Source organism: Enterococcus sp. S22(2020) (assembly GCF_020295385.1).
Lineage (GTDB): Bacteria > Bacillota > Bacilli > Lactobacillales > Enterococcaceae > Enterococcus_L > Enterococcus_L dunnyi.
The window spans coordinates 276708-293256 of the sequence record NZ_JACFUD010000006.1 but is presented as its reverse complement, the minus strand read 5'-3'; the positions used below and the strand labels follow the sequence as shown (position 1 = coordinate 293256).

Annotated in this window: 17 protein-coding genes; 16 read left to right on the top strand and 1 reads right to left on the bottom strand. The window is 36.8% G+C overall.

Annotated features, from left to right (window positions below):
• The 8 genes from H3T55_RS14015 to H3T55_RS13980 all read left to right on the top strand — a co-directional run.
• Positions 1 to 494: family 1 glycosylhydrolase (locus H3T55_RS14015; protein ID WP_225550205.1), on the top strand; the 494-nt coding region annotated here is incomplete at its 5' end.
• A gap of 16 nt (positions 495 to 510) precedes the next feature.
• Positions 511 to 1326, top strand: a complete 816-nt coding sequence (locus tag H3T55_RS14010; protein WP_087642083.1) for a histidine phosphatase family protein — start codon at positions 511 to 513, stop codon at positions 1324 to 1326.
• A gap of 130 nt (positions 1327 to 1456) precedes the next feature.
• Positions 1457 to 2218: a tyrosine-protein phosphatase gene (locus H3T55_RS14005; protein WP_225534748.1), complete on the top strand. Its 762-nt coding sequence runs from the start codon at positions 1457 to 1459 to the stop codon at positions 2216 to 2218.
• A gap of 22 nt (positions 2219 to 2240) precedes the next feature.
• Positions 2241 to 2723 (top strand): nucleoside deaminase, encoded by a 483-nt coding sequence (locus tag H3T55_RS14000; protein WP_225534749.1) that lies wholly within the window; start codon positions 2241 to 2243, stop codon positions 2721 to 2723.
• Between the two features lie 260 nt (positions 2724 to 2983).
• Positions 2984 to 3301, top strand: coding sequence for a cupin domain-containing protein (locus tag H3T55_RS13995; protein WP_162288339.1), 318 nt, complete (start codon positions 2984 to 2986; stop codon positions 3299 to 3301).
• Positions 3302 to 3323: 22 nt separating this feature from the next.
• Positions 3324 to 4958, top strand: a complete 1635-nt coding sequence (locus H3T55_RS13990; RefSeq protein WP_225534750.1) for a peptide ABC transporter substrate-binding protein — start codon at positions 3324 to 3326, stop codon at positions 4956 to 4958.
• A gap of 260 nt (positions 4959 to 5218) precedes the next feature.
• Positions 5219 to 5920, top strand: a complete 702-nt coding sequence (locus H3T55_RS13985) for a DUF1003 domain-containing protein (protein WP_225534751.1) — start codon at positions 5219 to 5221, stop codon at positions 5918 to 5920.
• 278 nt (positions 5921 to 6198) lie between these two features.
• Positions 6199 to 6630 carry a hypothetical protein gene (locus tag H3T55_RS13980; RefSeq protein WP_087642088.1) on the top strand — a complete coding sequence of 144 codons (432 nt, stop codon included), beginning with the start codon at positions 6199 to 6201 and terminating at the stop codon, positions 6628 to 6630.
• 137 nt (positions 6631 to 6767) lie between these two features.
• Here the strand turns inward: H3T55_RS13980 and H3T55_RS13975 are convergent, their stop codons facing one another.
• Positions 6768 to 7106, bottom strand: coding sequence for a hypothetical protein (locus H3T55_RS13975; RefSeq protein ID WP_225534752.1), 339 nt, complete (start codon positions 7104 to 7106; stop codon positions 6768 to 6770).
• A 352-nt stretch (positions 7107 to 7458) separates the two neighbouring features.
• Here H3T55_RS13975 and H3T55_RS13970 point away from each other — a divergent pair, with 352 nt between their 5' ends.
• The 8 genes from H3T55_RS13970 to lepB all read left to right on the top strand — a co-directional run bounded on the left by H3T55_RS13970 (position 7459) and on the right by lepB (position 16543).
• Positions 7459 to 8160 carry a winged helix-turn-helix domain-containing protein gene (locus H3T55_RS13970; RefSeq protein WP_225534753.1) on the top strand — a complete coding sequence of 234 codons (702 nt, stop codon included), beginning with the start codon at positions 7459 to 7461 and terminating at the stop codon, positions 8158 to 8160.
• Between the two features lie 324 nt (positions 8161 to 8484).
• Positions 8485 to 11910: an isopeptide-forming domain-containing fimbrial protein gene (locus H3T55_RS13965; RefSeq protein WP_225534754.1), complete on the top strand. Its 3426-nt coding sequence runs from the start codon at positions 8485 to 8487 to the stop codon at positions 11908 to 11910.
• 22 nt (positions 11911 to 11932) lie between these two features.
• Positions 11933 to 12307 (top strand): LPXTG cell wall anchor domain-containing protein, encoded by a 375-nt coding sequence (locus H3T55_RS13960; RefSeq protein ID WP_225534755.1) that lies wholly within the window; start codon positions 11933 to 11935, stop codon positions 12305 to 12307.
• A complete protein-coding gene (locus H3T55_RS13955) occupies positions 12304 to 13113 on the top strand; it encodes a WxL domain-containing protein (RefSeq protein ID WP_225534756.1) in 810 nt (269 codons plus the stop codon). Before H3T55_RS13960 ends, H3T55_RS13955 begins: the two co-directional genes overlap by 4 nt.
• Before the next feature lie 42 nt (positions 13114 to 13155).
• Positions 13156 to 13929 carry a WxL domain-containing protein gene (locus H3T55_RS13950; protein WP_225534757.1) on the top strand — a complete coding sequence of 258 codons (774 nt, stop codon included), beginning with the start codon at positions 13156 to 13158 and terminating at the stop codon, positions 13927 to 13929.
• Positions 13930 to 14046: 117 nt separating this feature from the next.
• Positions 14047 to 15117: a DUF916 and DUF3324 domain-containing protein gene (locus H3T55_RS13945; protein WP_225534758.1), complete on the top strand. Its 1071-nt coding sequence runs from the start codon at positions 14047 to 14049 to the stop codon at positions 15115 to 15117.
• A 31-nt stretch (positions 15118 to 15148) separates the two neighbouring features.
• Positions 15149 to 15811, top strand: a complete 663-nt coding sequence (locus H3T55_RS13940) for a hypothetical protein (protein ID WP_087642096.1) — start codon at positions 15149 to 15151, stop codon at positions 15809 to 15811.
• 12 nt (positions 15812 to 15823) lie between these two features.
• Entirely contained in the window at positions 15824 to 16543 is a 720-nt protein-coding gene (gene lepB, locus H3T55_RS13935; RefSeq protein ID WP_225534759.1) for a signal peptidase I, read from the top strand.
• The last annotated feature ends 6 nt before the right edge of the window (positions 16544 to 16549 follow it).

Below are 16549 nucleotides of genomic sequence, written 5' to 3'. Positions count from 1 at the left end.
GCGTCCAATCAACAGATCCAGCAGTCAACGAACAAACAGCTGGCAATATCTTTGCCTCAGTAAAAAATCCATACTTGGAAGCAAGTGAATGGGGCTGGCAGATCGATCCGCTTGGATTGCGTGTCACAATGAATGACTTGTATGACCGCTATCAAAAACCATTGTTCATCGTGGAAAATGGCTTAGGTGCTGTGGATACGCCAGATGAAAACGGCTATGTGGCCGACGATTACCGCATCGAATATTTGGCGGCACATATTCAAGCAATGAAAGATGCTGTGGAATTAGACGGTGTCGATCTACTAGGCTATACAACCTGGGGCTGTATCGACCTTGTGTCAGCTGGAACAGGAGAAATGAAAAAACGGTACGGCTTTATCTATGTCGATCGCGACAATGACGGAAATGGTACGTTGAAACGTTCGAAGAAAAAATCATTCGACTGGTATAAAAAGGTTATTTCAACAAATGGCGAAGATTTAACGAACGCATAAAAAAGGAGGAGTTAAAATGAAAAAAATTGTTAAACTATTAGGTGTGTTGATGTTAGGAGTATTGGTTGTTGCAGGTTGTGGTAATGGCGGAGCAAAAGAAGACGCCTCGGATGCTAAAAAAACGCCTGAAGAGTTAACTTTGTATATCGTTCGCCACGGAAAAACAATGTTGAATACAACAGATCGTGTTCAAGGATGGTCAGATGCAGTCTTGACAAAAGCTGGTGAAGAAGTTGTAACAGCAGCTGGAGTTGGGTTGAAAGATATTGAATTCCAAAATGCTTATAGTAGTGATAGTGGTCGTGCCATTCAAACTGCTAATCTAATCATTAAGGAAAATGAAAAATCGTCTGATTTAAAAGTAATTACAGATGAGCGTTTAAGAGAGTTTAACTTTGGTACGTACGAAGGCGATTTAAATCATACAATGTGGCAAGATATTGCTGACGACCAAGGTGTAACCTTAGAAGAGTTCATGAAAAACATGACACCAGAATCTTTTGCAAACAGTGTCGCAAAACTTGACGCTAAAAATGTAGAAGAAGCGAAAATCAACTGGCCAGCAGAAGATTATGAAACGATTACGACAAGACTTAAAGCAGGTGTTGAAGATATCGTAGAAAAAGAAATGAAGAACCCAGGTAGTGGAAATGTTTTGATCACCTCTCACGGTTTGAGTATCTCTGCTTTATTAGACACATTGTTTGATGACTTCAAAATCCCAGAAGGTGGATTGAAAAATGCCAGTGTATGTACAGTGAAATACAAAGACGGAAAATATACATTAGATAAAGTCAATGACCTAAGCTACGTTGAAGCTGGAGAAAAATAATTTGGATAAGGTTGAAACAATTTATTTCGATTGTTTCAACCTTATTTTCTATAAAATGCTGAGAAAAAGGTAATCCAGATAAATTTTTGTGTATAATGAAAGTAAGAAAAAAGGGAAAAGGTGGGTAATTATGGTAACTATTACAAATTTTAGAGACATTGGCGGAATTAAAAATAAAGAAGGAAAGAAACTTAAAACAAATGTATTTCTAAGATCAGGCGAATTATCCAGTCTGACGAAAGAAGACGAACAGCGTTTAGAAAAAAAATATCATTTAGGGAAAATCATCGATTTAAGAAGTGAGTTGGAAGTAGAAGAACGACCAGATATGTCTGTTCCGAAGTCTGAGTACATTCATATAGATATCTTAGAAGATATTCAAGATGAGGGCGCATCAATAGGAGACTTTGTTAAAATCGGTTCTCCAGAGAAATCTGCTTCTTATATGGCAAAACTCTATGGAGATATTGCTTTGAATACGACTTCTCAAAAAGGCTATAATAAATTTTTTGAAGAAATTTTAGCATTACAGGAACAAGAAAGTATTTTATTCCATTGTTTTGCAGGAAAAGACCGTACAGGAATCGCCGCAGCACTTGTTCTAGAAACACTAAACGTCTCTAGAAAAGAGATCTACACAGATTATTTAAAGACAAATGAGTTAAGAAAGAAAGAAAATGCAATGATTTTAGAACAAGCCAGAAAAACAAATTTGGAGGAAGCGAATTTAGAAGCATTGCATGTCGCCTTGAATGTAGATAGCAGTTATTTAGATAATTTTTATCAAACTGTAGAAGCTCAGTACGGTGATATTTCTACCTATTTGAAACAAGCGATCGGTTTAGATAAAGGAACAATAGAAATCTTGAATCACCGCTTTCTGTTAGCATAAAAATTAGATAGGGAGAGTATCTATGACTAAAAATCAACACATTGAGCTGTTGAATCGCTGTATCGAAATTTCGAAAGCAGCTAGAAAACATGGGAACACGCCATTTGGTGCGTTACTCGCAGACAAAGAAGGAAACATTCTTTTGGAGCAGGAGAATATCGAGATCACAGAAAAAATCTGTACCGGACATGCTGAAACAACGTTAGCGGCGAGAGCATCCCAGCACTACAGCAAAGAGTTTTTATGGGAATGCACGTTGTATACAACCGCAGAGCCCTGTGCAATGTGTACCGGAGCGATCTATTGGGGAAATATTGGCACGATCGTTTATGCAATGACAGAAAAACGCTTATTAGAGCTAACGGGAGATAATGAGCAAAATCCAACATTTGATTTACCATCAGAAGAAATCATCAAACATGGACAAAAAGATATTCAAATCATTGGGCCTTTTCCAGAAATCGAGACAGCTGCAGCTGCTGTCCACCAAGGCTATTGGGATTGAATTTTATAGAGGTGGAAGCAGCATTGTTCAGCTCTTGGTGCTTTAGTATTTATAATTTTGGTAGATGATCTGATCGAAGCTTAGCACAGTAGTAGTGTTTATTCGATGCTGAAAGAGCTGGGGCATAGCTCATAGAATGATGGCCCAGTTCTTTTTTTATGATAATTATCTAAAAAATCAGAATTTTCTAAAATATTATTGACTTATCTAAACGTTAAGGTAATAATAAAAAAATAACCAAAAAAGGAGCTGGAAAAGAAATGATTATTAAACCGACATTGCCCCAAGAAATGACGATTTTTTTCGATACAGAAAATCAGCCGAATGACAAAGTCCAAATGGGCTTGATCGTTTTACAACCAGGAGAAAAACGACCTCTAGAAGGATTTGCTAGACATGAGCAAGATGAATATTCTTATGTGGTATCAGGGAAAGCACATACGATCTTAGAAGATGGGCAAGATCTAGTAGGAAAACCAGGCGATGCACAATTGATCGAAGCTGGAGAGGGACATATCAATTATAATGACGGAGATGAGCCTGCTGTCGTTGTTTGGATGTTAGTTGAACGCACATAAAAAAGTAATGAAGGAGAAATGTATGAAAAAAATAATTCAATCAATTATTGTAATGACTGTGATGGTGACGATCATTTCAGGATGTTCTGGAACAAAACACGAAGATGCAGCAAAACCGACACCGCTTCGGTTGATGTCGGCTTCTGAGCTGACAACCTTAGATACTTCTGTAATGTTGGATTTTCCTGATGCTATTGTGCAAACAGCAGCATTTGAAGGTCTTTATGCTTTGGATGATAAGGATCAATTGATTCCAGCAGCTGCTAAAGAGATGCCTGAAATATCTGAAGATGGTAAAACATATACGATTAAGTTAAGAGAAGATGCTAAATGGAGCAATGATGATCCTGTAACAGCGAAAGATTTTGAATATGCCTGGAAAAAGATGATCGATCCAGAAAATGGTTATGTTTATAGTTTTTTAGTTAAAGATACGATCCTGAATGCAGAGGATATTTCTGATGGGAAAAAACCTGTTGAAGAACTTGGGGTCAAAGCAATCGATGATCAGACTTTAGAGGTCAAATTGAAAGAGGCAAAACCATACTTTACCTCAGTTTTAGCTTTTCCAACTTTCTTCCCGCAAAATCAAAAGGTTGTAGAGGAATTAGGGACAGATTACGGCACAACTAGTGAGAACGTTGTGTATAATGGTCCGTTTATTGTTGAAAACTGGAAACAGACAGATTTAAGCTGGGATCTAAAGAAAAATGAAAACTACTGGGATTATGAAAATGTAAAATCGGATAGTATTCATTATGAAGTAATCAAAGAAGCATCGACTGCTTTAAATTTATTTGAAGATGGTCAGCTGGATGTTGCAACGATCACAGGCGAATTAGCCAAACAAAATCAAAGCAATCCAGATTATCACTCTTATCCAACAGCAACAATGAATTATATTCGTTTGAATCAAAAACGAAAAGGGAAAGATACCCCATTAAAAAATGAAAATCTAAGAAAAGCTCTGGCACTTGGTATCGATAAAGAAAATCTGGTCAATAATATTATTGCGGATGGATCAAAACCTTTGTATGGCGCAGTGACAGAAGGTTTTGTCAGCAATCCTGAAACAGGTGTCGATTTTAGAGAAGAAGCCGGAGATTTGATGACTTATGATGAAAAAGCAGCACTTAGTTATTGGGAGCAAGCTAAAAAAGAACTAGGGGATAACATCACGATCGACTTGATGGTAACGGATGATGGTTCGTATAAAAAAATGGGAGAAAGCTTACAAGGAAACTTAGAAAAACTATTTCCTGGGTTAACGATCAATGTTACAGCTTTACCAACAGAAACAGCTTTAAATTTGAGTAGAGAAAGTGATTATGACATGTTTCTGATTTATTGGACACCAGACTACCAAGATCCGATTTCTACACTAAATATGCTGCGAAGCGGAAATGATCGTAACTACTCAAATCCAACGTATGATGCATTGCTGGATGACGCTTCACAAAAATATGCAACAGAATTACAAAAACGCTGGGAAACGTTGATCGCCGCCGAAAAGGAAGCAATCGAAGAAACTGCTGGAATGATCATAATCAGTCAAAATCAGCAATCTGTTTTACAAAATCCACAGGTCAAAGGTCTGAGCTATCATACTTTTGCTGCACCATTGACACTAAAAAATGTCTATAAAGAAACAAAATAAAAATCTAAGGATAGAGTGTTTGAGACATAACTCTGCGAGTCATATCCTAGACATCTGAAATCCAGATAAACGGTGGGAGCAGAAGCAATCCCTTCGGAAATAAGCGAGAATTCTCAAAAATTTGAAGAACAATTTTTGAGAATTCTTTCTTATTTCTTGGGATTAAACACTTCTGTCCCATTATTTTTTTGTGCAGAATAATATCTGAATCTTCATTCTCGTTGTATGATAGAGCTATAGAATATCAGGAGTGTGAGGATATGACGCGACATACCCATGAAAAGCAGACCGAAGTGAATGAAATGCAGCTAAAAAATGTCGAAGAAGAAATTCGAAAATTTATTTTGAAACAACGACCAGATTTAACAGAAGATTCCTATATACTTTTTCACGAATTATTGAATTACCGTTTGGATTATATGAAAATAATGATAAAAAGTGATTCTATGATAATGGAAAAACTAAATGAAAGCATTGTTCAAACAATTAAAAATAATGAAACGATATCCAATAATCTGAATACGACTGTAGAAAAAAATTTAACTATTGGACAAAAAACAGCAGATGCTATTGCCAAATTTGGCGGCAGCTGGCCATTTATTTTCATTTTTATCATCGTTTTAGTCGTTTGGATCATCCTTAATTCAACGCAACTATTGGGGAAACCATTTGATAGATATCCGTTTATTTTATTGAATCTTGCATTGTCTTGTTTAGCTGCGATTCAAGCGCCAGTGATTATGATGAGCCAAAATCGTCAAGAAGCAAGAGATCGTGAGCAGGCCAATAATGACTATAAAGTAAATCTAAAAGCTGAAATCGAAGTCAATCTGCTGCATGAGAAAATGGACTATCTAATCAATAGCCAATGGCAGCACTTGGTTCAAATGCAGCATATTCAAATTGAACTACTAAGTGAATTGCAAGAGCAAGTAAGTGAAATGAATAAAAAGAAGGAATGAACTAATGTAATTCAAACGATTATATTTATATTTTTGGAAAATAATATAAATAACTTTGTTTAATATTGGAAAAAATAGAGAAAAGCTCGAAAACCGCTATATATGTGGCTAAATGGGCTTTTTTTGTTGCTGTAGTTTAAAAAAAATAGGTGTAAGAATGAAAAAAATGACAAAAAAATCCATTTTAATAGCATATTACTTGATATAAAAGATTAAGGGAGACTATAATAAATATAAGTCAGTGTTTTAACTGCTTAGTTATGGGAGGAGAGAGCATTATGTTTAGTTATACAGATATGATTTTGTCAGTAATGCAAAGAGTTGAAGTCTACAATGAGATTTTTAATGCCATTGCTAAGGAAGTTCAAGAGAACAGCTGCAGCCAAGCGATCAACAGAAAAGGGAAAGATACTTATTTATTTTGTCGCAACAATGTGAACCGTTTCTTTATAGAAGAAGGAAGCTTTAGAAAAAATTTAGTCTTCTATGGAGAAAAAGAAGCGACAAAAATCTTGTTGGAAGGCTTAGATATTTATAAAGAGGGGATTTACTTTTGGTTGGAAGCATTGAATGATAAGTGCGAAGTGATCGATGAAGTCAAATATAAACGTGGATTGCATCGTGCAAAAAGTGCATTTATGTTGATCAACCAAGCCTGTAAGGAAGCTTGTGGAGGAATTGAAAGTGCACATAGCGTTCATAAAATGTAATCACTTAATGTCTTAGCACTGTACTTTATTATTAAATTTTATTGATTTGAACTAGCTATATGAAAAGAAAGTTCAATTTGTTTGGAATTATTTTCATTTAGTATTTATATTAAAATATTAAAAAATACCAAGATTAATTAGAAAATCTTGGTATTTTTATTTTTTATATTAAGAAATTTTTCGATTAATTTGTCAAGTTCTTGGTCGATCTCTTGTTTATTTGATTCTTCTCGCGTCAAAAACAATGGCGGAGTGACGTGCATGTCTATCATTTTAATAGCTAAAGCACTTGACTCTGTTAAGCTGACTGTGATTTGCGGATGTACGAGTGTATCGCCGCAAGGGCCTGCAACTAAGAAAGCTAGTTCGATCGTCTCTTTATCAAGTATTCTAATACGGTAATAGCCATCATGAATAAACGTTTTATCCTCGCTGAAATAACTTAACAACTCTTGTAGCTCATTGACTCTCTTCATTTTGTCCACCTCATTTTATTGATTATACCATAGTTAGGAAAACTTAATGTTTCTCTATATCCCTCGTGTTATTATTGAGTTTTTTTCTTTTAAAATATATTTAAATTCTATACTGATTAACAGGCTTTACAGCGATTTCGCTTCACATAATTCTCAATTTTTTGTGTTTTTAATTAAAAAAATGATAAAAAAAAGGACGAAAAAACATAGACTTAACAAATGAAATAGATTAAACTAATTTTAGTTTAGGAATTATATCAATATTATATCTAGATTATCACGTTTTTTTAATAGAGAATACATATAAATTAGAAAAATGGATGTGTGGCAGAATACTTTAAAGGAGAGCAGCATGATGTATGACATAGGATTTGTTTCATTTAATGAGCTCGATAAAGAGAAGTACATAGAAGCATTAAGAAATAGTCAATTACATGTAAATTTGATTTCGAAAGATGAAGCAGCTGAAAATGCGAATAAGTATGATGGCATTATTATAGAAGAAAATCATTCGCAAAATATTGGTATGATCTGTGAGTTGATCATCTTGATAAAAAAAGAAAGTAATCCATTTGTTTGGGTCATTTCTAATAGAAAGAACAATATGAATCATATTGTATATCTTCAACTTGGAGCAGATGGGATATTGGATGAAGAACTTGATTTTGAAGTTAGCAAGCTTTTCTTGACGAATACATTGAATCGTTGCAAGAACAAAGATGGAGCATCTATAGATAGGAAAGAACAATCTACGAAATCAGCAAGTGGTTCTGATTTTCATTTGCGGCCATGTAACTATAGTGTTGTGTTGAATGGAACAGAAATAAATCTGACAAAACTGGAATTCAAGGCGATTGAATTTTTGCAGACACAGCAGGGAGTCGCTGTATCTTATGAAGAAATTTATAAAAATGTTTGGGAAAATGAAGGGAACGATAAACAATATCGTGTGTCGAATCTGATTTTTCATTTAAGGCAGAAAATCGAAACAGATGCTGCTCGCCCAGTATATATTAAAACAGTTCGTTCAAAAGGCTACAAATTAGCCCTATAAGTTTCAAAATATAAGGGCACAATAATGTCATGGCGGTTGTTCTAAAGAGAACGATGACGGTGACAAAAAAACGAATTTAATTGGTTTCTTTTTTTCTAGCCAGATGTAAACACATAAACAAAGAGAGAAAATCAGTGCTCCTTTGATGACATCCGAATTGAGAACAGCCATTCTCGATCGGAACCAAGTCATAAATTCAGCGCCAATTTTCCCTGCACTGTGAATGTATCAAAAAATGAAACACTTGGCAAGAAAAATAGAAATAGATTGTGTGTTCAATTAAGACAGACACACAAAAAATGTTTTGGGGAGGAGTTGAAAGATATGAAAATCGGAAAAAAGTCTTACCTTACTATTGCATTAGTCTTATTGGTTAGTATTTTCTCTACTCTTTTATTAAAAAATAGTACTCCGATGAAAGCATCAGAAGAAAGGTATTCTATTGAAACAGAAACGGTAAATGCTGCTGGTCAAATACCAGTTAAAATAACTATTGCTGAACCAATAGATGAAGAGTTGACGCTTTCGCTTGAAGGTTTTGACAATTTGGATGCTGCTGATTTAAACAATGGTGTTCTGGAGGAAGATAAAAAGAATATAGTAATAGAAGATACAGATGATATTAAAATCAAAAGAATTACTACAAAAGTGAGCGAAAAGCCTGTACAAATAACTTTCTTTGCTAATAAAGATGGTCAGAGTGAATCTGGAAAGATCACATTATTAAATGTAGCTCAAGAAGTGTTGAGTTCTACTAAGGTTGAATTTGCAGCCGATGAGTCAACGTTAGTTGATAAGATTGTTGCAAAAAGCTTGGCTCTAACGCCAACAGCTGATGCAACCACAGAGCAAAATGTGGGACCTGTTCCTGCAACAGCCGAAGAAAAGGCTGCGGCAAATGCTGCTGCTAATACAAGATTTGGATTCGATCCATTGCAAAATGAAGCAACTGTTGGAACTTGGGCAGATTTCAAGTTAGCTTATCAAGACAATTCAGTTACTAAAATCACAATGACACAAAATATTTCAAATAGAGCAGTCAGTGGAACCGCTGGTAACTTAGGTGAAAGATCTAAGTCTATTGAAATTGATGGTGGTGGTTTTTTACTTGATTTAAATGATCAGACACTTCGCTTAGCTAACACACCAACTGATGGAATCGGCTTTGTCCATGTGCATAATATGTCTATCAAGCAAAATGTAACAGATGCTGGGTATAACGGCGGAACTTACAGTTGGGCATTTATTATGGGAAACAATGGAACGGGCTATGCAAGAAATTGGTATTTTAGAGTTGGGGATATTCGCAGCTTTGAAGAAGTTAATGGCGAAAAGGTAGCTCGTTTGATTCGTGGAACAAGAAGTGAAATCACTGTTTATGGGAAAATGACGTTATACACAACCTCTGAAAACTTTTACGCTGGTAGTGTCATTATTGAAGATGGAACTGAATGGTATGGTGTGAATACTACATCTCCTTGGTCTTTGGTCTGGTATGAACAAAACTCATCAGGGACTGACACTGGAGCCGCTCAAAAATATATTGTAGGAAAACGCAGTTATGTTTACTTACAAAATAGAGGAAATAATCCGACATACCCATCTGTATACAGCTACTATAAAGAATTAGAAGTTGGGGAAAACTCAATTTACAATGCAAATATGGCTGGAAACTCTGTACGATTTGATAATCCTGGAGTTATGACGGTAAAAGCAAATGCCGTAGTTAACTTACTGAGTCGTGGAACAGGAGAAGTTCTTCAATATTCTTCAAATGATGCGTCAGTCGTTGTTGAACCAACAGGGAGCTTATATATTGTTGGAAACACAACTGGTGGTGTCGTTGGACTGAATGGAGGAAGTAATCGTTCTCTAACACTGAACTCACCTAAAGGCTATGATATACGGAACCGAAATAATAGTGGGAGAGCTATTGCAGTGACAGCTGTGGCAACTCAAACATTTAATTTAACCGATTCTGATATCGATCTATGGAATGTCGGTAAGGATATGGCTGGACCATCACAAGAAACGTATGCTTTAGTTACTAACTTTAGCTCTACTGGTACAAATGTGATTACAACTTCTGAGCCTGGACTACAATCATTCAGATTTACAAATTATCGAAGAATCACTGGAATGAATGCTAAACCTACAATGGAATGGACGCCTGTAACAGATGCAGACAAAACTTATCAAGCAAAAGTTAAGATAGGAATGACACCATCTGATGAATTTGATGAAAATGGAAATGTCAAATTAATTCCAGTTTATGCTTCTAAAGATCAAGCATCTGTAACCTATACAGATACTTACAATGAAACACATACTGCATCAACTTTAGATGGAGGACTCGCACCTTTTACTGATACAAAATTCAATATTGCAGGTAAACAGATCAGTGCACATGCTGTCAGAGGACCTTGGATTTCAGAGCCAGATGAAGCAACGACGGTTATCGATGTCACACCGCCGGAACCGGCAGTTGTAACTGGTGGTAAAGTTACTAACGGAATGAAGCAATTGACTGGTGAAGGTGCGGAACCAAAAGCAAAAATTTACCTGGATATCAATGGCGTTCGTCAATCAGTAGTTGGGCTTGTAAATGATGATGGCACATGGACGTACAATCTACCCCATTATTTAGAAAAAGGCGATGTCATACAAATCTTCTTAGAAGATAACGCGGGTAAGATCACTGAAGCAATTACTCCAGCAGCACCTTCGACAAATAGCGATGCAGGGAACATTAATCCAGCAACAGATATGACGTACCGTGATGCAACCTTTAAAGCGGCAACGAAGTATACCGTAGAGGATGTTCTTCCTGATAAACCATCAATGGATAAAACAGTTGTTTCTTCAGGTGGAGCGACGACACAAGTTGGCGATACGTTGACTTATACGTTGACAGCTAAAAATAATAAGGAAGCAACTTATACAACGCTTTGGAAAAATGTAATCGTTACGGATACCCTTCCAGAAGGATTGGATTTTGATCCGGCAACAGCTGAAATCAAGATTGATGGAGTAACCGCTGAAACACCAAATGATTACTCTTATGATCCAGATTCAAGAGTGTTGACAGTCAAATTAGGTGATTTAGCAACTGGAGATTCTTCAGTTATCACATTCAAAGCAACTGTTGCTTCTTCAGCCGTTGGAACCGTGATCAGTAATACTGCAACGGTGGTCGGTGACTCACCAAGAGAAACGCCATTTGTTGAAGGACCAAATGATCCGGATGCGACACATGAAACCTATACAGCGACTTCTCAAAAAGCAGATAGCCCTGGTGGAACCGTCTTTGGTGTACTTGAACTAGCTTCTGCTCCGACAGAAATCGATTTTGGAAGTGCGAAGTATCAAGGGAAAACAACGAGAATCAATTCAGCTCAGCATCATGGAGCAGATTTAGTTGTTAAGGATAGCCGGGCAAACAAAAAAGGCTGGACATTGACAGCTAAATTAACAACACCGATGACAAGTACAAATCCAGACGTTCCAGCTTACACATTGGATGGCGCTTTGAAGTATGTCTATAACAATAATGAAATCACATTGAACGGCGGCGCTCAGGATATTATGATCCAAGACGCCAATGCTTCTACCGCTGAAACGACCTATAATATTAGTGATACGTGGTCTGCTTCCGGTGACGGCTTCAAGTTTGAAACTGCAGCTCAAGATGTGAAAGCACTTGGTACGTATCAAGGCGAGATCCTTTGGGAACTTGGAGATACTCCATAAGAGTAAAGGAGATTTTTAATCAATGAAAAAAAGAATCAAGTATATGATCATCTCCTTTGCTTTTGTATTGACGTTAGCAGTCGTTTATCCATTGAATGCTGCGGCCAATGCCAATGGAGGAGAATTGAAAACGGACGGTGTGATCAGCTTTTATGAAGATAGTTCTTCAACAGAACCGACAAGTACTACGCCACCTTCATCAACGACAGAACCATCATCTGTACCAGAGCCTTCAACAAGTGAACCTAAAGTGGTAAAACCTGTTGGACGTTATCCAAGTACAGGTGAGATGGTAAAAACTAGTCTTGTTTTTACTGGAGCGGCTTTGATCGTTATTGGATTACTTCTATTCTTATGGAAACGTAAGAAAGATAATGAAGGGCGGGATAATCAATGAGGAAAAAACGATTACTGATTCAAGCTCTCATTGTACCGCTGACTGTAGTTGCTTCATTAGCGGGTGTATCTAATGCTGCTTATGCTGAAACAGAATCGATCAGCGGACCTGGAACGATCAAGTTTGAAGGAGAATATCCTCAGAATATTGTGGATCCTGAAAAACCTGGTGAAATTGTCGATCCAGGAGAAACCCCTCAACTTACAGGGGATTTGCGAATTGATTTTGTACCAAAATTAGATTTCTATCAGAACAAAATCTCTGATAAAGATGAAGTCTATTATGCAAATGCGCAAAATTTCTTTGGAGCAACAAAGGCTAGAGGTAATTTTGTTCAAGTCACAGACTTGAGACAAAAACCAACGGGTTGGACACTGCAGCTTCGTCAAGAAATGCAGTTTACAAACAATGATGCCAAAAACAAAGAAATCAAAGGGGCTATGCTTTCGCTGGATAAATCTTGGGTGAGTTCGACCAAGGATCTTAATGAAGCGCCTCAACTATCAAAAGAAATCATCAACATAGACAATGTTGGCGCTTCGTATAACTTAGCGCAAGCGAATACGGGACAAGGCAGCGGGACTTGGACGATTTCCTTCGGAGCTTCTGAAGAAAATAAGGCGAACCAAAAAAATACGCTGGAACCAAGACTGGACAAAAATGGACAAGCAGTACTTGATCCTGTTTTTGATCAAAAGCCTGTCTATCAAAACAAAGCAGTTTCATTGTCAATACCAGGAACAACAGTTGTTGATCCGGTACCTTACACTACGGTGTTAACTTGGATATTAGCCGAGTTGCCATAAATAAAAAAACACACAAACATACAATACTAGGAGGAAACACACATGAAAACAAAAACATTATGTTCAGTAGCATTATTAGCAGTAGTAGCAGCAGGATTAGCTTTACCAGCAGGAGCAAACGCTGAAGCAAAATCTCAAGCAGCAAAAGGAACAATGACATTTACAGAAGACAACGATCCTAAAGACGTAGTTGACCCGGAAGATCCAGACAAACCAATCGTAGATCCTAAAGAGCCAATCATCGTTAACCCAGATCGTGGTTCATTCAGTATCGATGCAGTAACTGAATTAAATTTTGGTACTGATAAAGTAAAAGCTTTCGCATCTAACCCTGAGTACTTCGCAGCAGCTATCCCAACAAAAAATGCTGATGGTGATATCACTCGTGGGAACTTCGTACAATTCACAGATGTACGTGGTACTGCAAACCATAAATACACAGTAAGTGCACAATTGACTAAACAATTTGAAGCAAACGGAACTGCCGGTACTTTCTTGAAAGGTGCTACAATCGATTACTCAAATGCAGCAATCACTTCTGCAGATCCAGCAGCACAATGGCCAGCAACTACTGTTGCAGGATTCCAATTAGCAGCTGATGCAGCAGGAACAGGCGCTGGTTCTTCAGTACCAGTATTAACAAATTCAGATGCTTCTAAAGGTATCGGAACTTACACAATCGAATTTGGTCAATACGGCGACGGAACTGCTGATACAACAGCTGACTCTGTTAAATTGACTGTACCAAACACAAACATTTTACTAGCTGATACTTACACAGCTGAAATCACTTGGTCAATCGCTGAAGTATTATAATTCAAACGAATTAAACTGGATCATAACACAGACTTTTAGCTAGTCATGTTTCAAATGAATGGCGGGACAGAAGCAAATACTACTTCTGTCTCTGCCTTTTTAAAGAGAGGGATATCGATGAAGAAAAAGAAGCTATTATTTTTACTAGTAACAATTATCATAGCAACACTTCTGCCGATCAAAGCCTATGCAGAAGATAGCAGTAGCGGGAACGCAACTGGATTTACATATGAAGCAATCAAGCCTGATAACCAAAGAGACACTGGTGCAGGATATTTTGACTTAAGAATGACTCCTGGACAAAAACAAACGGTAAAGATCAAAATCAAAAATTTAGCTGCCGAAGAAATCGAAGTCTCTGTAAAACTGAATGGAACAAAGACGAATGCGAATGGAGTAGTGGAATACGGACCAACGACGATCAAGAAAGATAAGTCGTTGAAGTATGATTTTGAAGAGATTGTTTCAGCACCAGAAACGGTGAAAATACCTGCAAAAAGTGAACAAGATATCGACATAGCAATCAATATGCCAGAAGCATCTTATGATGGGATGATCGCTGGTGGCATTCAGCTTCAAAAAGTTGAAAAAGAAAATAAAGCCGAACCTAAAAAGACGGGGGTCATCAATAAATACGCCTATGTAATTGGGATGATTCTAACGGAAACTGATAAAGAAGTACTACCAAATATAGAATTGAATAAAGTGTATGCAGATCTAAATAATTTTAGAAATACATTTTTTGTTAACTTCTCAAATGTTGAACCCGCGTATTTAGAAAACATGACGACGCAAGTTCAAATCATGAAAGAAGATAGTGATGAAGTACTGTATGAAACAAAACGTTCAGGTATGAGAATGGCGCCGAATTCATTGATCAATTTTCCTGTAAGTATGGAAGGTGATCGAATGGTTGCTGGAAATTATCGTGCCAAAATCCTGGTAACTTCTGGTGACAGAAAATGGAACTGGGATGAAAAGTTCAAGATTACAGATGAAGAAGCAGACAAATTCAATAATCAGGATGCAGGATTGGAAGATGTCCAAACCTTTAACTGGCAATTGATTGCCGGCATTGTTGGCGGAATTGTTGCGCTAGCAGTGATCATCTTCGTAGTGATCAGAACCATCAGCAAAAAGAAACAAGCGAAGAAAAAACAGGCAAGAAAAAAGAAACCTAGAAAATAACTAAAAATGGAGAAAGTGAGGAGGGAAAGAAATGACGGTATTAGATTGGTTTTTTATTATTTCTTTGTCTCTAGCCAGTATCGGGTTAGTATTTTCAGGTATCTCTTTTTATCTGATGGCTCAAACGAAAAAGGCTCTAAAGAAACTGAAGAGAAGAAAAGTTCGTAAGAAAAAACAAAAACAAAAGAAACGCAACATCAGAGAGCTGGTGAAGAAGAGTAAGAAGCAGCGCAATTGGGGAATTTCTTTAAGTATACTCTTTTTAGTTTTTAGTATAGCCGCTGGTTATTCTTTATATTATCAGGCAATGCATTTAAGCCAGAAAGATTCTAAAGCTGTTGTTCAAGGGTACTATTTGATGGATAATCTGGAAAATGAGTTAAAAACGGCCAAGACTACTGAAAATGATGTGAAATCAGGTAAAAATATCAAACTATTAGCAGGACAATTCTCGAGCTATGGTATTTATAAAGCGACGATTCGAAATAGCGAGACAGGGCAAAAGAAATTGAACAAGTATTATAAGTCGATGAAAGAGTTAGGAATCAATTTATCTTCTCAGCCGAATGATTTCTTTAAAAATGAAACACTACTAAATGAGTTTGAAACTGATTTGGAGGCGATCAAGAAGAATCATGAGGATGTTGTCCGTTACTTCAATATCAATAAAAATGCGTTGGTAAATAAAAAATAGTCTGGTGATTTCATGAAAAAGACCACTCACAAACCAAAGAATCGAGCAGTCAAAAAGAAGTCAGAACAAAGAAAACCAGCTGCTGTCAAAAAGCCGCAAGCATCAAAAACTGGAAAGCCGAAAAAAAAGCAGGTTCGACCTGTCAAACATAAAAAAAAGAAAATCAACAAGAGAAAAAGAAGGCTTAGAAAAATAAAGCTTCTTTTTGTGGAAATAGTGTTGACTCTTTTGGTGACGATAGGCGTCTTATATACATTGTCACTTTTTACTTTTTCCCTTGCTAGAGTAGAAGGCTATTCTATGAGTGCAACGTTAGAGGATGGAGACATTGTGGTGGTGAATAAATTAGCTAAAGTGAAACGGTTTGATCTGGTTTATCTTAAAGTACCGAAGTCAAAAGAGAAATCGATCCGCAGAATTATCGGACGACCAGGTGAAAGTTTATACTATAAGAATGGACAGCTATTTATCAATGAGCAGGAAAAAGATGAAGCCTTTATTGGTGAGTATAAAAAACAATTTGAACAAGACGGAATGCTTTATACAGAAGATTTTACGTTAAAGGCATTAACTGGAAGTCCAACGATTCCACAAGGGAAGTACCTCGTTTTGGGAGATAATCGACCATATGCGACTGATAGCCGTTATTATCAGCTTGTGGATGAAAAAGAAATCATCGGGAAAGTCGAAATGAGAGTACTGCCTCTCCATAAACTTCAACGAGTAAAATAGTTATTG